At 62.4% G+C, this 19,732-nt stretch carries 21 protein-coding genes and 1 tRNA gene; 16 read left to right on the top strand and 6 right to left on the bottom strand.

The genetic code is table 11. The features are described from left to right. Positions 1–37 precede the first annotated feature (37 nt). The 8 genes from DFW101_RS04405 to DFW101_RS18880 all read left to right on the top strand — a co-directional run bounded on the left by DFW101_RS04405 (position 38) and on the right by DFW101_RS18880 (position 8,321). Positions 38–592 carry a pyruvoyl-dependent arginine decarboxylase gene (locus DFW101_RS04405; protein ID WP_009180319.1) on the top strand — a complete coding sequence of 185 codons (555 nt, stop codon included), beginning with the start codon at positions 38–40 and terminating at the stop codon, positions 590–592. Between the two features lie 67 nt (positions 593–659). Further along, entirely contained in the window at positions 660–1,292 is a 633-nt protein-coding gene (gene nth, locus DFW101_RS04410) for an endonuclease III (RefSeq protein WP_009180320.1), read from the top strand. Positions 1,293–1,392: 100 nt separating this feature from the next. Continuing rightward, positions 1,393–4,275, top strand: coding sequence for a fused MFS/spermidine synthase (locus tag DFW101_RS04415; RefSeq protein ID WP_009180321.1), 2,883 nt, complete (start codon positions 1,393–1,395; stop codon positions 4,273–4,275). Positions 4,276–4,470: 195 nt separating this feature from the next. Continuing rightward, entirely contained in the window at positions 4,471–5,088 is a 618-nt protein-coding gene (gene yedF, locus DFW101_RS04420) for a sulfurtransferase-like selenium metabolism protein YedF (protein ID WP_009180322.1), read from the top strand. A gap of 148 nt (positions 5,089–5,236) precedes the next feature. After that, positions 5,237–6,373, top strand: coding sequence for a sensor histidine kinase (locus DFW101_RS04425; RefSeq protein ID WP_009180323.1), 1,137 nt, complete (start codon positions 5,237–5,239; stop codon positions 6,371–6,373). 104 nt (positions 6,374–6,477) lie between these two features. Next, the gene (locus tag DFW101_RS04430; protein ID WP_009180324.1) at positions 6,478–7,335 is read left to right on the top strand and encodes a pseudouridine synthase; all 858 of its coding nucleotides are present in this window, start codon (positions 6,478–6,480) and stop codon (positions 7,333–7,335) included. 509 nt (positions 7,336–7,844) lie between these two features. Further along, positions 7,845–8,078 (top strand): CsbD family protein, encoded by a 234-nt coding sequence (locus tag DFW101_RS04435; RefSeq protein WP_009180325.1) that lies wholly within the window; start codon positions 7,845–7,847, stop codon positions 8,076–8,078. A gap of 84 nt (positions 8,079–8,162) precedes the next feature. Beyond that, positions 8,163–8,321: a DUF3309 family protein gene (locus DFW101_RS18880; protein ID WP_009180326.1), complete on the top strand. Its 159-nt coding sequence runs from the start codon at positions 8,163–8,165 to the stop codon at positions 8,319–8,321. Between the two features lie 356 nt (positions 8,322–8,677). Here DFW101_RS18880 and lolA read toward each other — a convergent pair whose 3' ends face one another. The 4 genes from lolA to DFW101_RS04460 form a co-directional block, all read right to left on the bottom strand. Then, positions 8,678–9,355 carry an outer membrane lipoprotein periplasmic chaperone LolA gene (gene lolA / locus DFW101_RS04445; RefSeq protein WP_009180327.1) on the bottom strand — a complete coding sequence of 226 codons (678 nt, stop codon included), beginning with the start codon at positions 9,353–9,355 and terminating at the stop codon, positions 8,678–8,680. A gap of 220 nt (positions 9,356–9,575) precedes the next feature. Then, positions 9,576–11,972 (bottom strand): DNA translocase FtsK, encoded by a 2,397-nt coding sequence (locus DFW101_RS04450; protein ID WP_009180328.1) that lies wholly within the window; start codon positions 11,970–11,972, stop codon positions 9,576–9,578. Next, positions 11,959–12,516: an elongation factor P gene (gene efp / locus DFW101_RS04455; protein ID WP_009180329.1), complete on the bottom strand. Its 558-nt coding sequence runs from the start codon at positions 12,514–12,516 to the stop codon at positions 11,959–11,961. Before efp ends, DFW101_RS04450 begins: the two co-directional genes overlap by 14 nt. A 9-nt stretch (positions 12,517–12,525) precedes the next feature. Next, positions 12,526–12,999 carry a type II 3-dehydroquinate dehydratase gene (locus DFW101_RS04460; RefSeq protein ID WP_009180330.1) on the bottom strand — a complete coding sequence of 158 codons (474 nt, stop codon included), beginning with the start codon at positions 12,997–12,999 and terminating at the stop codon, positions 12,526–12,528. Positions 13,000–13,065: 66 nt separating this feature from the next. Between DFW101_RS04460 and yihA the strand changes: the two genes are divergently transcribed. Then, the gene (gene yihA / locus DFW101_RS04465; RefSeq protein ID WP_009180331.1) at positions 13,066–13,695 is read left to right on the top strand and encodes a ribosome biogenesis GTP-binding protein YihA/YsxC; all 630 of its coding nucleotides are present in this window, start codon (positions 13,066–13,068) and stop codon (positions 13,693–13,695) included. On the opposite strand, the gene DFW101_RS04470 is transcribed toward yihA, so the two are convergent. After that, positions 13,664–13,855, bottom strand: a complete 192-nt coding sequence (locus DFW101_RS04470) for a hypothetical protein (RefSeq protein ID WP_009108557.1) — start codon at positions 13,853–13,855, stop codon at positions 13,664–13,666. The genes yihA and DFW101_RS04470 overlap by 32 nt on opposite strands. Positions 13,856–13,966: 111 nt before the next feature. Here DFW101_RS04470 and DFW101_RS04475 point away from each other — a divergent pair, with 111 nt between their 5' ends. From DFW101_RS04475 to DFW101_RS20275, 7 genes are all read left to right on the top strand, one after another. After that, positions 13,967–14,764, top strand: coding sequence for an undecaprenyl-diphosphate phosphatase (locus tag DFW101_RS04475; protein ID WP_009180332.1), 798 nt, complete (start codon positions 13,967–13,969; stop codon positions 14,762–14,764). Between the two features lie 75 nt (positions 14,765–14,839). Then, positions 14,840–14,916, top strand: a tRNA-Met gene (locus DFW101_RS04480). 143 nt (positions 14,917–15,059) lie between these two features. Beyond that, positions 15,060–16,751, top strand: coding sequence for a DUF6538 domain-containing protein (locus tag DFW101_RS04485; RefSeq protein ID WP_009180333.1), 1,692 nt, complete (start codon positions 15,060–15,062; stop codon positions 16,749–16,751). Positions 16,752–17,151: 400 nt separating this feature from the next. Continuing rightward, on the top strand, positions 17,152–17,409 hold the full coding sequence (locus DFW101_RS04490) for a type II toxin-antitoxin system RelB/DinJ family antitoxin (protein WP_009180334.1): 258 nt from the start codon (positions 17,152–17,154) through the stop codon (positions 17,407–17,409). Then, positions 17,402–17,683, top strand: coding sequence for a type II toxin-antitoxin system YafQ family toxin (locus DFW101_RS18885; protein ID WP_083838474.1), 282 nt, complete (start codon positions 17,402–17,404; stop codon positions 17,681–17,683). Before DFW101_RS04490 ends, DFW101_RS18885 begins: the two co-directional genes overlap by 8 nt. Before the next feature lie 249 nt (positions 17,684–17,932). Next, the gene (locus DFW101_RS19400; protein WP_157137616.1) at positions 17,933–18,139 is read left to right on the top strand and encodes a hypothetical protein; all 207 of its coding nucleotides are present in this window, start codon (positions 17,933–17,935) and stop codon (positions 18,137–18,139) included. A gap of 122 nt (positions 18,140–18,261) precedes the next feature. Beyond that, positions 18,262–18,999 (top strand): KilA-N domain-containing protein, encoded by a 738-nt coding sequence (locus DFW101_RS20275; protein ID WP_083838475.1) that lies wholly within the window; start codon positions 18,262–18,264, stop codon positions 18,997–18,999. Here the strand turns inward: DFW101_RS20275 and DFW101_RS04500 are convergent. Continuing rightward, on the bottom strand, positions 18,884–19,576 hold the full coding sequence (locus DFW101_RS04500) for a helix-turn-helix domain-containing protein (protein WP_009180336.1): 693 nt from the start codon (positions 19,574–19,576) through the stop codon (positions 18,884–18,886). The two genes, DFW101_RS20275 and DFW101_RS04500, sit on opposite strands and share 116 nt — an antisense overlap. Between the last annotated feature and the right edge of the window lie 156 nt (positions 19,577–19,732).

Here is a 19,732-nt window from a genome sequence, read left to right on the forward strand (position 1 = left end):
CTTTCGCGGCAAACCTGATGCATAAAGAGGACCGCCCATGATCCCAGGCTCTTTCGTCCCCACCAAGGCGTTTTTCACCAAAGGTGTCGGCCGCCACAAAAACAAGCTGCAGTCGTTCGAGTTGGCCCTGCGCGAGGCCGGCATCGAAAAGCTCAACTTGGTCTATGTTTCGAGCATTTATCCGCCCCACTGCCAGTTGATCACGCTGGACGAGGGTGTGAGCCTCTTGAGCCCGGGCCAGATCACCTTCTGCGTCATGGCCAGAAACGCCACGGACGAGAAGAACCGGCTGGTGGGCTCGGCCGTGGGCATGGCCTTCCCGGCCGACAAGTCCAACTACGGCTACATCTCAGAGCACACGGCCTTCGGTTCCGAGGAGCAGGAGATCGGCGACTTCGCCGAGGACCTGGCCTCCACCATGCTGGCCACCACGCTCGGCATCGACTTCGATCCGGAAACCGCCTACGACGAACGCCGCCAGACCTACCTCATGAGCGGCAAGATCATCGATTCCGCTTCCATGCCCTGCGTCACCACCGGTGAGACGGGCATGTGGACCACGACCATTTCGGCGGTTGTGTTCATTCCCTAAATCCCATGCGTCTGGTGGGTTCCATCGCCTGCGGACCTGCGGCCGCGTCCACCCGGGAGACCGGATAATGGACACGGCCGCCCGGGCCCGGGAAATCGTTGTCCGACTGCGCGCGCTCTACCCCGATCCCGAGCCGGCCCTCGTCCATTCGAACGCCTACGAACTGCTCGTGGCCACGGTGCTGGCCGCCCAGTGCACCGACGCCCGGGTCAATACCGTCACCCCGGAATTCTTCCGCCGCTGGCCGGATCCCGCCTCCCTGGCTCGGGCCGACGTGGCCCAGGTGGAGGATGTCGTCCATTCCACGGGGTTTTTCCGCCAAAAAGCCAAGAATCTGGTCGCCGCCGCCAAGCTCATGGCCGAACGCCATGGCGGCGGGGTGCCGGATTCCATGGCCACGCTCACCACCCTGCCGGGCGTGGCCCGCAAGACGGCCAACATCGTCCTCTCCAACGCCCTCGGCAAAAACGAGGGCATCGCTGTCGACACCCACGTGCGCCGGCTGGCCTTCCGCCTCGGCTTGACGGTTTCCACCAACCCGATCATCATTGAAAAGGATATGATGCTCCTGTTGTCGCAGGAGGACTGGGGCATCGTCAACCACCTGCTGGTCCTGCACGGCCGGGCCGTGTGCAAGGCCCGCAAGCCCCGGTGCGATTTTTGCGTTCTCGGCGATATTTGCCCCAGGCTGGGTCTGTGACCCCACGCCCCCCAATTCCGATCTCCTGACACCTTGACGCACCCCCCGCCGCCGTCCACCGGTTCCCGGACCGGGCCGGCGCCCGGGTCCGAGGCCAGTTATGCCAGCCAAGCCAGCCCCGACGGCGCAACAGCAGTCCACCCGACGCGACCGCCTGGTCCTGAGTGCCGTGTTTCTCGTCTCCGGGGCCTCGGCCCTGCTGTTTGAAACCCTGTGGCTGCATCTGGCCGGCCTGGTCTTTGGGGTCAGCGTCTACGCCAGCGCGCTCGTCCTTTCGAGCTTCATGGGCGGCCTCGCTCTTGGCAACGCCCTCATTTCCCGGTTCGGCCGCGACGTCACCGATCCGGTCCGGTTCTATGCCGTGATGGAACTCCTGGTCGGGGCCTGGGGACTGTTGCTCGTCCTGTGCTTCCCCATGCTGTCGGTCTGGCTCGGAGCCATGCTCGGCCCGGCCATGGACAAGCCGGTGCTCTTAAACGGCCTGCGCTTTTCCTTTTCCTTCCTGCTCTTTCTCCTGCCGTCCACGGCCATGGGCGTGACCCTGCCCCTTCTGGTCAAGGCGCTCACCCGCCGGCCCGGGGAATTCGGCAAGGCCCTGGGCCGGCTCTACGGCGTCAACACCCTGGGGGCCTGCCTCGGGGCCCTGGCCGGCGAAACGCTTCTCATCGCACCCCTTGGCATCTCGGGCACCGGCTTTGTCGCGGCCGGCCTCAATGCCCTGGCCGCCGTCGGGGCCCTGGCCGTGGCCGCCAGGTTCCGCGAGGAGCCGGCCCGGGAAGAGACTACGGAAACGGCCGCCCGGCCGCCCCTGACCGGCCGGGCCAAACGCCTGTTGGCCGCCGGATTCCTGGCCGGCGGCGCGTTCCTGGGCCTGGAAGTGGTCTGGACGCGGTTTTTGCAGCTCTTTGTCCGATCGACCAGCTTGGCCTTTGCCGTCATGCTGGCCGTGATCCTGGCCGGCATCGGCCTTGGCGGGGTGTTCGCCGGCTGGTGGCTGCGGCGCGAGGCCGACGGCCGCCGGATCACGGCCCCCCTGGCCCTGCTTGTCGGGGCGACGGCCCTGGCCTCGTTTCGGCTCTTCGAATCCGCGGCCGGCGTCTCCTTGAGCGTCTACCAGACCGTGGACTGGCGCTACGTGGCCGTCCTCTCGCTTGCCCTCATGTTTCCGGCCGCCTTTGTCTCGGGCATGGTCTTCACCACCCTCGGCGAGGCCTTCCACCGCGAGGTGGGCGACCGGGCCCGTTCGGCGGGCCTCGTTGCCATGGCCAACACGCTCGGAGCCATGGCCGGTCCGCTGGTGGCCGGCTTTCTCCTCATCCCGGCGCTTGGCATGGAGAAGAGCCTCTTCGCCCTGTGCGCGGTCTACATTTTCCCGGCCGCCCTCTGCACCGCCCGGACTGCGCCCTGGCCGTCGTTTGGGACCGGCCGGTTCCTCCAGGCCGCGACCCTGGCCTTTGCCCTCTTCCTGGCGATCTTTCCCTTCGGCGCCGTGCGCGGCTACCTGACCCGGGCCTGCGCCGACTTCCTGAAGGACGGCGAGACCGTCATCGAGACCATCGAGGGCGTGACCGGCACGCTCCAGTACCTGCGAAAGGACTACCTGGGCGAACCCTATTACTACCGGCTGGTCACCGACGGCTATTCCATGTCCTCCACGGACAGACTGGCCAAGCGGTACATGAAACTTTTCGGCTACTTTCCCGAGGCCGTGCTGCCAAACCCCAAATCCGCCCTCCTTATCTGCTTCGGCACCGGCTCCACGGCCACCTCGCTGGTCGAGGACAAGCGGCTCACGTCCATCGACATCGTGGACATTTCCCGCGACGTGCTGCGCGGCAGCAGCCTGGTCTACCCCGATCCGGCCAAGAACCCGACCTTGGACCCGCGCGTGACCACCCACGTGGAGGACGGCCGGTTCTTTCTTCTCGCCTCGACCAAAAAGTACGACATCATCACGGCCGAGCCGCCGCCACCCATGATGGCCGGCGTGGTCAACCTCTATTCCCGGGAATATTTCGAGCTCATGCGCGATCGGTTGAGCGACGGCGGCATGGTCACCTACTGGCTGCCGGTCTTTGAGATCTCCCCGGCCGACGCCAAGGCGATCCTGCGCGCCTTTGCCGACGTCTTCGACCACGCGTCGCTGTGGACCGGGGACAACTTCAACTGGATGATGGTCGGCGTCAAAAAGCCCAAGGGCCCCAAGCCGGCGGCCGATTTCCCCCGTCTCTGGGAGGCCGGGGCCACGGGCGAGGGGCTGCGCACTATCGGCGTCGAGGAACCGGGTCAGCTCGGAGCACTCTTCATGCTCGACGGCCAGGCCCTGGCCGACTACCTCGGGGACGCCAAACCGCTCACCGACAACTACCCCAAGCGCCTCTCCGGCTATCCCGACAGCCCCCAGACCCAGCAGGGTTATCTCGCCGAGCACAACAAGCTCCTTGATGCCCTGGCCGCCAAGGAACGCTTCGCCGGCTCGGCCGAGGCGGCGCTCCTCTTGCCGCCGCCGGTCAAGGCCGAGGCCGGGAAATGGTTCGAGACCCAGCAGATCATCAACACCTACTTGAACAACATGATTCCGCCGCCACCGCCCCTGCCGGCCGTCAACTACGTGCTCTCCGGCACGGACCTGCGCGTGGTGCCGCTTTGGCTCATGAAGTCGGACCCCGACAAGCAGGCCATCGTGGCAAAGCTCCTGGCCGCTGGCATGGCCCCGACTGCGGAGACGGAATTCCAGCTCGGGGTCAAGGCCCTGGCCGAACGGAATTACCTGCTCGCCGATGCCAAGCTCAAGCGCGCCCAGGACATGGGCTACCCGAGCAACCTGGCCCCGGCCCGGGTCTATGTCCTTTGCATGGCCGGCCTCCTGTCCGAAGCCGAGGCACTGGCCCGGGTGGCCTTTGCCGGCGGGCAGGCCAGCGCCTCGGCCAAGACCTACCTGGACTGGCTGGCCCGCACCTTCGGCTTCAACAGTCCGTTCTAGCCTGATCCTGTGTCACCAACCGCCCCGGACCGCGTTCCGGTTCGGGGCGATTTTCTTCCTGGCGGCGCGGACAGTCCTCCCCGTTGTTTCGTCCGATCGGATCAGGCGATCCATTGGTCGCCGAGCCATCCGAACAATCGATTTGACCAGCCGGTGGGCATCTTTGCTACCCTGCCCCACGAAAAGGAGCCCACCATGGAAATAGCCCTCGATTGCCGCGGCCTGGCCTGTCCCGGTCCGGTACTACGCTGCAAGGAATGCGTGGAAGGCGACCGCCCGGAGACCCTGACCGTGACGGTGGACAACGAGCCGGCCCGGGAGAACGTGGCCCGGTTTCTGGCCATGCGCGGCTATACGGTCACGATGGCCGCAAAAGACGGCCTCTTCGTGCTGACGGCCACGGCTCCCCAGGACGCCACCGCTCCTGAAGCGGCCCGGGCCGGGACGCCATCCCGGCCCGGCCCGGACAGCGGCAACCGCAAAACCGTGGTCTTCATCACCGCCGACACCCTCGGCCGGGGCGATGCGACACTCGGCCACAAACTCATGGGCAATTTCCTCGCCACCCTGCCGGAGCTCGGCAAAGAGCTCTGGCGCATCATCCTGGTCAACGGCGGCGTCAAGCTGGCGGTGGCGGGAAGCCCGGTGCTCGACAGGCTACAGACTCTGGCCGCGAGCGGGGTCTCGATCCTCGTCTGCGGCACCTGCCTGGACTTTTTCGGGGTTTTGGACCAAAAAGAGGTCGGTGAAACCACCAACATGCTCGACGTGGTCACCAGCCTCGCTCTGGCGGATAAAGTCATTCAGTTGTAACGACCCGGCGCCGCAGGAGGTTCGCCGCCCTGGGGCGGCCCCTGCCGCCTCCCACGGCCGACCACGTGTCCGTGTCCTGGACCACCAGGGGCGTCTTTTTTACAACACCCGCCGCCCGCAGCCGTAAAAGCGGGACCTGGAAAAGACCATGCACGACGAGGACACTGCCACCGCTTTCCTGCCGGCCGGGCGTTTGGCGCCGGCCCTGATCCGGAAAATCGCCATGGAGATAGCCGATTCGCCTTCGGCCGCCTCCCTGGCCCTGGTGCCGTTGGCCGTAGCCATCGTCAGCGACACGCGCCAGATCGTCTATGCCAACGACCGGTTCGTCGCCCTGGCCGGCGCGGCCACGGTGGAGGACATCCAAGGCAAGCGCCTCGGCGAAGCCCTGGGATGCCTCCATGCCGGGGAAAGCGGCGGCGGCTGCGGTACCACCCGCTTCTGCCGGTACTGCGGCGCGGCCCAGGCCGTGGTCAAAAGCCTCGAAGGCGAGCGAGCCACCCAGGAATGCGCCATCACCCGCGACGCCCCGGACACCTTCGACGCGCTCAATCTTCAGGTCTGGACCGCGCCCCTGGAGCTGGGCGAACGCCGGCTGGTCCTGAATTCGCTCCTGGACATCGCCCACGAAAAGGCCCTGCGCGGCTTCGAACGGATCTTTTTCCACGATATCCTAAACGCCGTGGCCGGCATCCAGGGCCTTCACGACCTCCTCTCCCTGGAGCTGCCCGAAAGCCAGTCCAGCGACCTGGAGCTTTTGCGCCAGGCCGTCCAGAACATCCAGGACATCGTGGAAACCCAGAAGGAACTGCTGTCCGTCGAGACCAGGGAGTACCACCAGGCTCGTTCCACGCTCCATTCCCTGGAACTCCTGAGCGATCTGGCCGCGTACTGCCAATCCTTCGATCCGGGGGCCTCGCGCATCCTGACCGTGGATCCGGCGGCCGCGTCCCGGACCTTTTCCTCCGACGGCCGCATCCTCCAACGCATCATGGTCAACATGGTCAAAAACGCCCTGGAGGCGTGCCGGGCCGGCGAAACCGTCACCCTCGGCTGCGAGACCGGCCCAGACGGCGGCGTGGTCCTGTGGGTCAAAAATCCGGCCGTCCTGCCCGAGGAAACCCGGATGCGCCTGTTCCAGAAAGGATTCTCCACCAAGGGCCCGGGCCGGGGATTCGGCGTCTACGGCATGCGGCTTTTCGCCAGACAGTGCCTGGGCGGCGAGGTGGATTTCGAGTCCGATCCCGAAACCGGCACCCGCTTCTTTCTCCGGCTGCCGGCGTAGACACACGGCCCGGTCCCAGGCCGAGTCTGTCCAACCTCCAGCCTGTCCAGAACATTTTGCCGGCCCACCCGGCTTTCCCCCCAACATCCCGGAGCACGCCACGCATGGATGACAAGGCCCTTCTTCGTTTAAACAAGGCCCTGGCCGACGCCGGAGTCTGCTCCCGCCGTCAGGCCGACGCCCTGATCACCGCCGGCCGCGTGACCGTGGACGGGGCGGTGGTCACCGAACTCGGCAACAAGATCGATCCGGCCAGAAACCGCTTGGCCGTCGACGGCCGCCCGGTGCGTCTGTCCGGGGCGGCCGACGCACCGCTCACCCTGCTCCTCAACAAACGTCCTGGGTGCGTCACCACCGCAAACGACCCGGAGGGTCGGCCCACGGTCTTCGACGAACTCCCGGCCGCCTACCGGGCAAGACGGCTTTTCCCCGTGGGCCGGCTGGACTACTTTTCCGAGGGCCTCCTGCTCCTGACCACGGACGGGGAACTGGCCAACCGGCTGGCCCATCCCCGCTGGCACGTGGACAAACGCTATCTGGTCACGGTGCGCGGCACGGTGAACGGACAAACCCTGGACACCATGGCCAAGGGCATGACCCTGGCCGAGGGCGAACAGCTGGCCCCGGTCCGGGCCCGCATCACGGCCCGGCTGGCGGCCGACCGATTCGTCCTGGAAATGGAGCTGTCCCAGGGGGTCAACCGGCAGATCCGCCGGATGTGCCGCGATCTTGACCTCACGGTCTTAAAACTTTGCCGCATCGCCCAGGGGCCGGTATCCCTGGGCGGCCTGCCGGCCGGCAAATGCCGCGAACTGGCGGCCAGCGAACTGGCCGCCCTTCGCCGCAGCGTGGGCTTGCCATCGTCTGCCGCGCCGGCCAAGCCTTCCGTCAAGGCACCCGGCAAGGCTCCCCGCAAGGCCTCTGAATCCCCTTCCGGCAAGGCGCCCGGCCGTCGGCGTTGAAGCCGGAAGCAAGTCCCCCATCCCGTCAGGCCGCCAGCCTATCGGCCTGACGGTTCTCCCCCCGCCCGTTCGAAGCTCTCCTCCGCGACCGCGTTGCGGTACCCGCGCCCGAGCCCCGGTCCGCGCCTCGAACCTTCGGCCAAGTCTTTTCCGCTCTTCCGATCCGATGATCGTCCAGCCGCACGCCTCCCTCCGGACAGGTGGACCCGTCGCCCAGGTGGAAGCGCACGGGGTGATCTTCCGGGCGCACGCCTCCCCCCGGACAGGCCGTCCTTGTTTTCAAGGCACTAATATAGCGAGATAAATAAAAAATTCAGAATGCAAGACCCTGTTGCCCGAGAAGAAAAACCCCATCAGATTCTGAAAGAGTCAAAAAAAAGATTGATGGACCCCCAAAAAAATGTATTCTGAATATGGAAATCCTCTGCGGTGCAGAGGGTTTCACATCGGATTGAACAGTCCCCGAAAAATTGTTTTTGGGGTTAAACCTGAGTGAGGCAGAGATCATTATGGACTGGAACAGGATTGAAGGAAACTGGAAGCAGCTGAAGGGGAAGGTCCGGGAGAAGTGGGGAAAGCTCACAGACGACAATATCGATATCGTCGCCGGCAAGCGGGAGCAGCTTGCTGGCAAGATCCAAGAGGCCTACGGCATCGCCAAGGATGACGCCGAGCGTCAAATCGACGAATTCTCCGCTTCCCTGAAGGACGATTTGGATAAGGACATGGAAAGAAGGCCGTAAAGGGACGTTGTTGTTCCACAACGGAGAGGCAATGCCACTGCGGTCGTTTAAGCGCCTGATGGCCGCATAACGGAGGTTACTGCCATGTCACTCGGAACCATTCTGCTCATCCTGCTGATATTGATGTTGCTTGGCGCCATCCCCAGTTGGCCGTACAGCCGTGGCTGGGGATATGGGCCTTCCGGTATCATCGGCGTGATCCTGGTCATCCTGCTGATCCTCATTCTGCTCGGCAGGATCTAGTGTTGCGATCCTTAAAAAATACGCCGGTATTTTTTAATAAAGAATAATCATCGCAGATGGTTATTCATGAAAAAGCAGGTGCTTTTTCATGGACGCGACACTGGCCCTGGCAATGGGGCGGCCGCGCAAACAAACCCGGAAACACCCGATACCGTAAACGGACAGCCGCTCCCGCGTCCCCGGTCCAGGCCCTGCCCTGGCCGGCTGCGGGAGCTTTCTTTTTCATTTTCCGACCCGCCATGCTCCTGACCGGCACGTGTTCCCAGCCGGCCTGGACCAGGGGCGGGAACAGGCCGCTGGCCCGCTTCCGCTTCGGCGCGCCGGACGACACGCACGGTGCGCCAGACAGGGTCTCCCTATTTCAGGTCGCGCTCCTTGGCCGGGGCGTTGTCGTGGACCTTGGCGTCCTTGGGCGGGGTGAAGGCGAACAGCGTGTCCGCCAACTTGGGATTGGCGACCACGCCGGTAAGCGCCAAGTCGTTGGTATTGGCGTAAAAGTCCTGGATGTAGATGCGGGCGATCATGTCCGTGGCCAGATCCACCCAGACCTTGGCCATGACCAGGCCCGGCTCGGGCTCCCGGGGCGCCAGCTGGAGCACGGCCTGTCCGGGGCCGGCCTCTTCGGGCTTGCCCGGCGCAACCAGGAAGTCCTCGGTCAGGTTGGCCTTGCCCGTCAGAAACCGCAGCATGGTCTTGGAACTTATGACCTCGGCCACGGAATAGCGGTAGGCCTCACGATCCTCCTCGAACCAGTCCCAGACCGCGTCCTTGCCGACCACGAGCAGTTCCTTTTCCGGCTTGACCGTCTCCCACCGGACCAGGACCGGCTTTTTGAAGAGAAACGACCCGGAACGGCGCTCGGTGTCGCCGCTGGCCGCGTTGCGGATGGACTGGGAGAACTCGGCAGAAAAGGAGTTCAGGGTGGCGTACTTCTTCTGGATGCGGCCGGCCAGCTCCGCCGGCTCCACGGCCCGGGCCGGCGCGGCAACGGACAGGATCAGGCCGAGGACGACAAGGGTGGCAAATGTTTTCATAGGGTACTCGCAAAGTTGGATGTGGAAGTCGGGACGGACAGTGCAAGAAGAAGGGACGAAGATGCCTCCGGCGGCCGGGAGGGGGTCACCCCCTCCCGGACCCTCCCGAACGAGGGTGCCAGGCGGGTGAAGGGGCTGCCGCAGGCCGTCCCCTTTCAGGGGGTCCGGGGGGGATGATCCCCTCCGGCCGCCGGAGGCATCCCCCCCCTTCTCCCCTCCCTTACTTTTCCCCCCGGATGACGCTGCGCGGCTTGCTGCCTTCCTGGGGGCCGAGCAGGCCGTCGCGCTCCATCTGCTCGATGAACCGGGCGGCCCGGTTGAAACCGATGCGAAAGCGCCGCTGAATCAGCGAAATCGAGGCCTTGCCCTGCTCCAGGACGAAATCCACGGCCTGCGGATAGACGGGATCGGCGGCCGTGTCGTCGCCGCCGTCGCCACCGGACTCGCCCGGGCCGTTCTCCCCGCCCTTTTGCCACTCGTTGAAATCCAGGGAGTAGCTCGGCGGGGATTTGCTTTTCCAGAACTCGATCACGGCCGCCGCCTCCTCGTCCGAGACGAAAGCCCCGTGCATGCGCGTGGTCTTGCCCCCGCTCGGCTTGAAAAGCATGTCCCCGCGCCCGAGCAGGTACTCGGCGCCGACCGCGTCGAGGATGGTTCGCGAATCGTGCTTGCTCGTCACCTGAAAGGCGATGCGGGTCGGGAAGTTGGCCTTGATGAGACCCGTGACCACATCGACGCTCGGCCGCTGGGTGGCCAGGATGAGATGGATGCCGGCGGCCCGGGCCAGCTGGGCCAGACGGACGATGCTCACCTCCACTTCCTTGGCCGCGGTCATCATGAGGTCGGCCAGCTCGTCGATGACGATGACGAGATAGGGAAGTTTCTCCAGGGCGGCCAGCTCCTCGGTGCGGGCGTCGCCGAGCTTCTCGAGCTTCTCGTTGTAGCCGGCGATGTTGCGGACGCCAAGCAGGGCCATGGCCTCGTAACGCCGGTCCATCTCGGCCACGGCCCAGTCCAGGGCCGACTTGGCCATGGCGGTCTCGGTCACCACCGGGTGCACCAGATGGGGCAGGTCGTTGTACACCGAAAGCTCGATGCGCTTGGGATCGACCAGGAGCAGCTTCACCTCGTCGGGCGTGGCCTTATAGAGGATCGAAAGCAGGATGCCGTTGATGCACACGCTCTTGCCCGATCCCGTGGCCCCGGCCACGAGCAGGTGGGGCATGCGGGCCAGGTCGGCCACCTGGGGCCGGCCCTGGATGTCCTTGCCCACGGCCAGGGTGATCTTCGAGCTCGAGGCCCGGAAGGCCTCGGTGTCGAGGATGTCGCGGAAATAGACGGTCTGGCGCTTGGCGTTGGGGATCTCGACCCCCACCGTGTCCTTGCCCGGAATGGGGTCAATGCGCACGGCCAGCGCCTTCATGGCCAGGGCCAGATCCACGGACAGGCCGACGATGCGGCTGATTTTCACGCCCGGGGCCGGCTTGACCTCGAACATGGTGACCACCGGGCCCGGCACCACGCGCATGACCTCGCCCTGGATGCCGAAGTCGTTCAGGCACGTGATGAGGCTTTCGGCCTGCCGCCGGCAGACTTCCGGTTCCACGGGCATGGCTTCCGAGGGCGGCGGCACGGACAGGAGGTCGAGCGGCGGCAACGGCGCCTCGCTTCGGGACAGGGGGGCGGCTTTGGGCATGGGCCTGACGGGCTTGGGGAGTGCCGGCCGGAGCGTGGGGGCCAAGGCCGGTTCCGGGACGGCGGCCGCCACCGCTTTTTCCTGCGCCGCAGGCTTCATGGGCTTCTCGATCCCGGCCTCGGCCACCAGAGCATCGAGGAACCGGTCCACGGCCTCGGACGGGGGCGCGTCCGCCACCGGCACCAGCACCGGGCGCTCCTCGGCCGGGGCCCGCTTTTCCCGGGGCGGACGCTTTTCACGCGGCGGCCCCTTCTCTGCCGGCCGGGACGGCTGCCGTTCCTCTTCCTCCGCCCGGGCCTCGGCCCGACGCGCACGCCAGGCCTGCCAGGCATCGAAGGCCCGCCAGCACTGGTCGTTGGCCACCGCCATGGCCGGCCGCCAGAAATTGTCCCAGGTCAGGCCAAAGGCCAGCTGGATGGCCGCCACCAGGGCAAAGGCCAAAAGAAAATAGGCCCCGAAAGGGCTCAAGTAATGGTTTAGAAATCCAAACAGCGAACGCCCGATGCCCCCGCCGCCCTGGACATTGCCGACGGTAAGGCCAAAGACGCCCCAGGGGGAGCCGAGAAAGACCAGGACCACGCCGGCCAGAAACCAGCCGCCAAGGCCCCGCCAGAAGGGCAGGCCCAGGCCCGGCGCCAGGAACCGGGCCGCGCGCCAGAGAATCCAACACGGGATGAGGTAGGCCCACACCCCGAACGCCTCGGCGAGCAGCCCTCCCCAGTACGCCCCCACGAGCCCGGCCTTGTTGGCCACGCCCTGGCGCGCGGAGACGGACTGGTTGAATCCCGGGTCGCCCGCACTGTACGTGTACAGGGCGACACAGGTGAAGACGGCCAGGAAAAGGGCGGCCAGCCCCACCAACTCGCGGGTGAGGCGAAAGCCGCTTTTTTCTTTGACGGCCTCTTTGCTATTCCCGGCCAATGTACGCGCCCGTGCGGGTATCCACCTTGATCCTGTCGCCGGTATTCACGAACAGCGGCACGTTGACCGTGATGCCGGATTCGACCACGGCCGGCTTGTTGGCGCCGCTGACCGTGTCGCCCTTGACCCCGGGCTCGGTGTCGGTCACTTCGAGGACCACCGAGGCCGGCAGGTCGATGTCCAGGGGCTGGCCCTTGTAGAGGAGCATCTTGAGTTCCATGCCATCCTTCAGGTAGCCGCCTTTTTCCCCCAACGGTTCCACGCCCACGTGCAGCTGCTCGTAGCTCTCCATATCCATGAAAACGAACTCGTCGCTTTCCCGGTAGAGATACTGCATCTCTTTGCTTTCGAGGTCGGGCTTGACCATCTTTTCGCCGGACCGGAAGGTGTTCTCGACCACCCGGCCGTTGATCATGTTCTTGAGCTTGGTGCGGATAAACGCCCCGCCCTTGCCGGGCTTCACGTGGAGGAAATCCACGATCTCGTAGGGCACGCCGTCCATTTCGATTTTCAGTCCCCGACGGAAGTCTGTGGTGGAAAGCATCTGATCTCCTTACAGGAAGTTGGGATTCTCGGTGATGTGCCGCCACAGGGCCATGACGGCCAGGGCGTAGCCGGTGAGGCCAAAGCCGGCGATGCAGCCGATGCAGTTCTTGCCGATCATGCTCTTCTGGCGCAACGGTTCGTCGGTGCGGGCGAAGATGTTGGAAATATGGACCTCGACGCAGGGGATGCCGATCCAGGCCAGGCAGTCGGCCAGGGCCAGGCTGGTGTGGGTATAGGCCCCGGCGTTGAGCACAATGCCGTCGAGCCCGTCCTTCCAGGCCTGCTCCAGCCGGTCGATGCAGTGGCCTTCGCTGTTGGCCTGGTGAAATTGCAGTTCCAACCGCTCGGAGGATTCGCCGAGCATTTCGGCCACCAGGGCCGGCAGGTCCGCGATGGTGCGGTGGCCGTAGATCTCTGGCTGCCGCAGCCCAATAAACCCCAGGTTGGGGCCGTTTAGGACCAGTAACCTCACCTTGCGCATGCTGCCTTCCTTTTTAGGCGCTCTCCGGGCCTTGACGGGGTCCCTGGAGCCAGTCACAACAAACGGATGGACGCCATAGCACAAACTCGAACGGAACTCGACCTGGACCTTGTGGTCACCGCCTACCTGTCCGACCAGATCCCGGTCGTGGCCGAACCGCAAATCGCCCTGGCCGGTCGCTCCAACGTGGGCAAATCCACGCTCGTCAACTGTCTGGCCGGCCGCAAGGGCCTGGCCAAGATCAGCGCCACGCCGGGCAAGACCCGAAGCCTCAACTTCTATCAGGCCCGGGCCACCGGCTATTGCCTGGTCGATCTGCCGGGCTACGGCTACGCCCGTTGCTCCATGGCCGAACGGGACAAATGGGCCAAGCTGATCGAGGCCTATCTCAGCAAAACCGACCAGCTTCGGGCCGTCGTCGCCCTGGTCGACTGCCGTCTGCCGCCCCAGCGCCTGGACATCGAACTGGTGGACTGGCTGCGGGCCCGGCGCATCCCCATGATCATGGTGCTGACCAAGGCGGACAAATGCAAGCAGCGGGACCGCGAGGCCCGGAAAAAAGAGTGGCGGGAGCTCGCGCAACCCGCCTTCCCGCCGATTCTTTTTTCCGGCAAGACCGGGCTTGGCCGGGAGGCGCTTTGCCGGGTCCTGGCCGAGGCCGCCGTCAATCCCGAGGCGTCTCCTCCCGCTCCTTGAAAAAGCCGGTGAGGAACTCCGCGTCCTTGGGACTCAGGTTGAAATTCACGGCCGCCTTGTCAATCAGCGCGGAAAAGGACTGGCCGGTTTCGCTTCGTTGCTCGTCAATCCACTTGACGGCGCGTCGCATAAGCTCGCCTTGCGGCATGATCGTCGCCATAGAGCCTCCTTGCCCGGCTCCTAGGCATACACGAGGCCGGCACGGGTTGCAACTTGCTGGGCCATGGGGTAAAGCCGCCCCCACATCCCCTCTCAGGAGATCTTCCTCGTCATGACCGAAACCCTAGCCGCCACCGTGCTCGGCCTTGTCGAAGGCGTCACCGAATTCCTGCCCGTCTCTTCCACCGGCCATCTTATCTTGGCCGGTCACCTCATCGGGTTCACCGGGGACAAGGCGGACAGCTTCGAGGTGATTATCCAGCTCGGGGCCATCCTGGCCGTGGTGGTCCTCTATTGGAAACGGTTCTGGTGGCTCCTCTCGCCAAAGCCCTTGCACGCTTTTTCCGGGCTTCGCGGCATCTGGCTTTTGTTTCTGACCTCGCTTCCCGCCGGGCTGGTCGGGCTGGTGGCCAGGAAAACCATCAAGGCCTACCTGTTCGGCCCGATCACCGTGGCCCTGGCCCTGGCCGTCGGCGCGCTCATGATCTTCTGGGTCGAGCGCCGGCGCATGCGCGACCGCTACTATACCCTGGACGAAATCACGCCGGCCCTGGCCTTCGGCATCGGCTGCTTCCAGTGCCTGTCTCTGTGGCCCGGTTTCTCGCGGTCCGCGGCCACCATCATGGGCGGCATGCTCCTTGGGGCCAAGCGGAGCCTGGCGGCGGAATATTCCTTCATCGCCGCCGTGCCGATCATGTTCGCGGCCACGGCTTACGATTTCTACAAGAGCGCGCCCCTGTATTCTGCCGACGACCTCGGCATTCTGGCCATCGGCTTCGTGGTGTCGTTTCTTGCGGCCCTGGCCGCGGTCAAAGGTTTCATCGTCCTGGTCAAGCAGGTGTCCCTGCGCCCCTTTGCCTGGTACCGGCTGGCCTTGGCCGCGGCGGTCTTTTTTTTCTGGCCAAAATGACTTGGCCCGGGGAAAAGGCTTGCCAACCCCTGTCGAATTGGATATCTACCCGTTTCTCCGCTGACGGGGACTTCTGGCGAGGTAGCTCAGACGGTTAGAGCATGCGGCTCATATCCGCAGTGTCGGGGGTTCAATTCCCTCCCTCGCTACCAGAAATTACGGGGATCGGTCATAAGTGTCCGGTCCCCTTTTTCTTTTGATGACGGAGGGTTCCGGTTTTTCCTTCAGACAGCCTGTCAAAGGGCCAGTGGTACAAAATGCTGGTCCATTCCTACCTCAACCAGCGGGGTTGGACATGGCAGGACTCTCCTATTTGGTTCATCGAGGCGGCACTCTCCACTTCCGAGCGGCAATCCCTTTTGATCTTCGCCCCCGCCTTGGCCGCACAGAGTTTCGGATTTCTTTGGGTACTGGACGACTGCGCGAAGCCCGGGACAAGGCCTTGGCCTTGGCCGTGTTCGTGCGTCGACTCATCCGAGAATTGAGGAAAGGGGCAATGGCAGACCTGACGAGCGATGAAATTTTCGAGATGGCCCGGCAAGAGTTCAAGCGCATCTTGGAGGAAGACCGGAAGAGCCGGATGCGTTTCCCTGGCGAATACGAATTCAAGGCTCGGGTGCCTGTTAAAGGACCACTTGATGCGAACTGGAGAGAATTGACGGAACTAGATCCCTGGGACCATCTGACAGCAAAAGAGGCTGAGCCCATCATACGGGGTAAGCTTCGCAACGGGCAGTGGCCCGACTTGAAAAAACCCGTTTTGGATCTCTTAAAACGTAATGGCTACGATATTCTTTCCGATGACCCTCTCGTTAACGAAATCTGCCACGTATATGCTCAAGGAATGATAGAAGCGTTCACTGCTATTCGAGAACGTGAGCATGGTTTGGTCGACTATCTACCGGTCGTCTTTCATGATGATCAATCGCTATCTGATCCGACAAAACAGATTGAACAGGTCAAAAAACCAGAGAAGCGCCTACTGTCTGGACTTGTGAATGAGTATTGCGGTGAAAAAAGACAACATGGTTGGACAGCAAGATCAGACAGGACTATCACGGAACGTCTCAATCATCTCATCGAATTGATGGGTGACGTCCAATTAGAGACGATCAATTACGATTTCGCCTTTCGTTTTCGCAAGAAGCTCATGGAGAAGCCACGAAAAAAGCAGTCTGCAGAATCCAAATCTTCTGGACTGCTTGAATCTATCGCTCCAGGCACCGTCAATAACATCATCACGGACATCGCTGCGATGTTCAAATACGCCAAAAAGCGCGACTGGATTGCCAACAACTACTTCTCAGAAATGACGCTCCGGGACACAACCCCGGCACACAAGAAACGACAGGCGTTCACGAAGGAAGAAATTGCCCTCCTCTTGGGGCCGAGATTTCTCGATGCCTGCGGCAAGATCCCCTGGCGTTTTTGGGTTCCTCTACTCGGCTTGTTCACTGGTGCGCGACTGGATGAAATTGCCCAGGCACATGTTGATGATGTTCGAGAGGTCGATGGCATCTGGTGTCTTGTAATTGAATCTTCTGACACAAAGTCGGTAAAAACAATTAGTGGCAATCGAAGCATCCCTCTCCATCCATTTCTCATTGAGGAGTTGAACTTCCTTGGATTCGTTGAAGCACAACGCGCAAACGGTGAACTGGAATTGTTTCCTGCTCTAAAGCGAGTTCAAGGGCGTAAAGGGCACTATCTCACCAAGTGGTTTGGCGATTATCGAGATGCTCTTGGCATCCAAAAGACGAGAACCTTCCATAGCCTGCGAAAGAATTTCTCGAAGTGCCTCGCTGTAAACGATGTGCCGGCAAATATGATCAAGAGGCTCGATGGGCATAGCCTAGCAAGTGATGTCACAGAATATCATTACATTCAGGAAATTCCAGTGACCAAGCTTGTAGAATACATAGCGAGATTGGATTTCGGCGTCGACCTCTCGCACTTGAAGGAGTCTCGGTTCGTGCTGAAGGGATAGCCCTTTTCGCCGGCTAAGTCCCGCGTAAGGGGCCTTTTTGGTTCCTGTCCGACTCGGGATGATGTCTTGGTCATCCAAGGGCGAGGCCTCATTCAGGCCGGGTTACGAGGGCCTTGGGACTCGATCCTGGGTTGTGCGGGCGAGGTGTCCACCGACCTGGACGGGCTGGTCGGCTTGGGACCTTTGGCAGAGGGCTGGAGCAGTGAACCACAAGCAGCCGGCGAAGTGGCTGTCGACCGAGAAGATCAGCGAACGCTCCTTTAAAGGAGATTTTGACCCGGAAGTCCAGCAATGGCGGCGGCACCCACGCCTGTCTGGAGAGAAAACACGAAGCAGAGGTCAACCCCTTCACAATGACGACTTTGTGAGCTACATTGTAGCCCAAATGGGGAGGTGAACTATGACCGCGAACGCTGTTGTCCGGGCACGTGTCAACGAAAAGATCAAGGAAGACGCTACGGTAGTGCTGGCCTCAATGGGGCTCACAGTCTCCGATGCCTTCCGGATGCTGTTGGTCCGCATCGCCACGGAAAAGGCTCTGCCCTTCGATCCGCTTATCCCGAATGAGGAAACGATTGAGGCCATGAACGCGGCGCGGCGAGGCGAATTGACGACGGTGGGAAAGCCGGAAAATCTGTTGGCGTCTCTCAATGCGTGAAGTCCGGTACACAGGGCGCTTCAAACGCGACTACAAACGGGAGAAGTCCGGGCGGCACGGCAAAGACCTCGACGACTTGCTTCCGGCAATCGTTGCCCTTCTGGCAGCAGATGTACCGCTTCCAGTCTTGAACCGTGATCATTCTCTCACTGGCGATTGGTGTGACCATCGAGATTGCCATATCAGGCCAGACCTTGTGCTGATATATCGTAAAACGCAAGATGGATTCCTTGACCTCGTACGTCTTGGATCGCATAGCGAACTTGGGCTTTGAGGAGGCGAGAAGACAATGAGCTCTTTTCGCCGGCCAAGTCCCTTGTAACGGGCCATCTATGATACGTCTTCCACTCGGGATGGTACAACAGGTCCAGGAAGGGAAAGCTTCATTCAGGCCGGGTTACGAGGGGCTTTGCGGAGCGATTCGGCTAGCCTTCAAAAATCTTGACCGAGGACACATTGTGGCTCCATCGTGCTTGAAGAATTCCTTCCGCCGGCCAGCACAGGACCCCTGGAGAAAGAAGCTATGAACAAGGGAACGATTTGTTCGAGAAACGCGGCACAGGTGGGAGGGGAGGCTTTGAAAATTCCCAATGCTGACACGGGGCAGGCCATCCAGGATGCCCTTATGGGGGAGAACCTCCACTCCTTTGATTCTCCCAGTGAGCTTTCCAAAGCGCTGAAAGCCGGCTTGCCTGCATCCTCTACCATTTGGCCTGACGAGTATGAATGATGTAAGCCTAAGCGGCCCCGGTCCCCGCTCCCGTCCCCGTCAAGCCCGCCAAGTTTATGATCGGGTCGGCTGCGGTGTCGGTGAACGAGGACGGGCTGATCAGCCTGACGGATCTGTAGAAGGTGTCTGGTGGTCATAAGACCAAACAGCCTTCCAATTTTCTCTCTCAGGCGGCCATTGCCGATTTCATCAAAGAAATCGCTAATAAAGAGCAATCCTGGATTTCCAGGATTGTCATCTCGCGCCGTGGGGGTAAGCTCCCCGGCACCTTCGCTCACTGGCAGATCGCCCTGGCCTACGCCAAATGGCTCTCCCCGGCCCTGCACATGCAGGTCAACGAGATCTACGCCCGGTACAAGGCCGGCGATGCCACTCTGGCCGAGGAAGTGATCGACCGGGTCGAGAACCCGGAGGATCTCCTGCGGATCGAACGGCGGGCACGGGCCGCGTCCCAATACAAGCGCCTGTCGTCGGTGGTGTTCAACAACGGCGGGGGACAGAGCCAGAAGCTCAAGATCCAGCCATCAGCCAAAAGAGGTGGAAGCATCGCCGAACGCAGCAACGCAAGGAAGGCATGCCCTATTCTTTCTATTCTAAAAGTCCTGAAAAGACCTGAATACCTACTTAGTCCTCAACTAGGGGACATTGCACTGTCAATGGGGGGACATTTGGTGTCAATGAGGGGACACTTTTTGCGGAAGGGTATCAATTGCGGGACAGGTGGGTGTCAATTAGGGGACGCCTCTAAAAATCCGAAGCCCTCCCGGAATCGAAGGAGCCATCGGCTTCACCGTCTGGATCGTGCGTCCAGCCCACGGCATGAAGGCGGACGCCCCAGATGCCTTCCCGTTCTCTGGTGATGACCCCGCCTTCTTCCAGGGAAGCCACCAACGCCCCGAACTTCGAGCGGGACACGCCCGACCAGCGCAGCAAATCGGCTTGCTTGCTCTGGCAGTAGTCCACCTCGCGCCACCTGAAAGCTTCGTCGGTCTCATCCCCGAAATCATTGTTTCGCGCCCGGACCCGCATCCCGAGATACAGCGAACGGGCGGCCGGGCTGAGTTTGGTCCACTCCGGGGACAGGACCAAGTCCTTGTAAACAAAGATCATGTTCTCTCTTTTTGTCGGCTTGTCGACCCAGTATCTGTAGTGACTGGTTGGACGGTGGCCTACTTCCTCACGCAAGAGAAGGTCCACGGCAATCAGTGCTTCCACTGAGGATTTGACGGTGCCGATAGCGAGGGCAGTCTGTTCGGCAATCGTCTGCTGGCTCGGAAACGCGAACCCCTCTTTGTTGCTATGGACGGCGATGTGCAGGAAGACGCTCCGGGCCGAGTGGTGGATCTTGCGGAATGGGGACGTCTTCTCTGTCAGCAACTCCTTTGGCAGCTTGTAGAAGTTTTCGGTGTAGCGCGATGGTTGGGGGTCAACGGTCATGGTATATCCTTCTGGTTAGGGGTTGGATGACAGGGAAAAGACGCAACGTCCACGTGGTGGTGGTCGAGTGTTGGGCATGGCATTCGCTTCTTGTTCGGGATGGAGCAGAGACTAAGATCGGTCGTGACGACGTCAAGAGGAAAAATAAAGGCTGTA

The sequence above is a fragment of the Solidesulfovibrio carbinoliphilus subsp. oakridgensis genome, assembly GCF_000177215.2.
GTDB classification, from domain to species: domain Bacteria; phylum Desulfobacterota; class Desulfovibrionia; order Desulfovibrionales; family Desulfovibrionaceae; genus Solidesulfovibrio; species Solidesulfovibrio carbinoliphilus.

What these genes read in the sequence shown, in the direction of transcription:
- DFW101_RS04405 (WP_009180319.1), top strand. Translation starts at nt 38, where the DNA reads ATGATCCCAGGCTCTTTCGTCCCCACCAAGGCGTTTTTCACCAAAGGT.
- nth (WP_009180320.1), top strand. Translation starts at nt 660, where the DNA reads ATGGACACGGCCGCCCGGGCCCGGGAAATCGTTGTCCGACTGCGCGCG.
- DFW101_RS04415 (WP_009180321.1), top strand. Translation starts at nt 1,393, where the DNA reads ATGCCAGCCAAGCCAGCCCCGACGGCGCAACAGCAGTCCACCCGACGC.
- yedF (WP_009180322.1), top strand. Translation starts at nt 4,471, where the DNA reads ATGGAAATAGCCCTCGATTGCCGCGGCCTGGCCTGTCCCGGTCCGGTA.
- DFW101_RS04425 (WP_009180323.1), top strand. Translation starts at nt 5,237, where the DNA reads ATGCACGACGAGGACACTGCCACCGCTTTCCTGCCGGCCGGGCGTTTG.
- DFW101_RS04430 (WP_009180324.1), top strand. Translation starts at nt 6,478, where the DNA reads ATGGATGACAAGGCCCTTCTTCGTTTAAACAAGGCCCTGGCCGACGCC.
- DFW101_RS04435 (WP_009180325.1), top strand. Translation starts at nt 7,845, where the DNA reads ATGGACTGGAACAGGATTGAAGGAAACTGGAAGCAGCTGAAGGGGAAG.
- DFW101_RS18880 (WP_009180326.1), top strand. Translation starts at nt 8,163, where the DNA reads ATGTCACTCGGAACCATTCTGCTCATCCTGCTGATATTGATGTTGCTT.
- lolA (WP_009180327.1), bottom strand. Translation starts at nt 9,355, where the DNA reads ATGAAAACATTTGCCACCCTTGTCGTCCTCGGCCTGATCCTGTCCGTT.
- efp (WP_009180329.1), bottom strand. Translation starts at nt 12,516, where the DNA reads ATGCTTTCCACCACAGACTTCCGTCGGGGACTGAAAATCGAAATGGAC.
- DFW101_RS04460 (WP_009180330.1), bottom strand. Translation starts at nt 12,999, where the DNA reads ATGCGCAAGGTGAGGTTACTGGTCCTAAACGGCCCCAACCTGGGGTTT.
- yihA (WP_009180331.1), top strand. Translation starts at nt 13,066, where the DNA reads ATGGACGCCATAGCACAAACTCGAACGGAACTCGACCTGGACCTTGTG.
- DFW101_RS04470 (WP_009108557.1), bottom strand. Translation starts at nt 13,855, where the DNA reads ATGGCGACGATCATGCCGCAAGGCGAGCTTATGCGACGCGCCGTCAAG.
- DFW101_RS04475 (WP_009180332.1), top strand. Translation starts at nt 13,967, where the DNA reads ATGACCGAAACCCTAGCCGCCACCGTGCTCGGCCTTGTCGAAGGCGTC.
- DFW101_RS04485 (WP_009180333.1), top strand. Translation starts at nt 15,060, where the DNA reads ATGGCAGGACTCTCCTATTTGGTTCATCGAGGCGGCACTCTCCACTTC.
- DFW101_RS04490 (WP_009180334.1), top strand. Translation starts at nt 17,152, where the DNA reads ATGACCGCGAACGCTGTTGTCCGGGCACGTGTCAACGAAAAGATCAAG.
- DFW101_RS18885 (WP_083838474.1), top strand. Translation starts at nt 17,402, where the DNA reads ATGCGTGAAGTCCGGTACACAGGGCGCTTCAAACGCGACTACAAACGG.
- DFW101_RS19400 (WP_157137616.1), top strand. Translation starts at nt 17,933, where the DNA reads ATGAACAAGGGAACGATTTGTTCGAGAAACGCGGCACAGGTGGGAGGG.
- DFW101_RS04500 (WP_009180336.1), bottom strand. Translation starts at nt 19,576, where the DNA reads ATGACCGTTGACCCCCAACCATCGCGCTACACCGAAAACTTCTACAAG.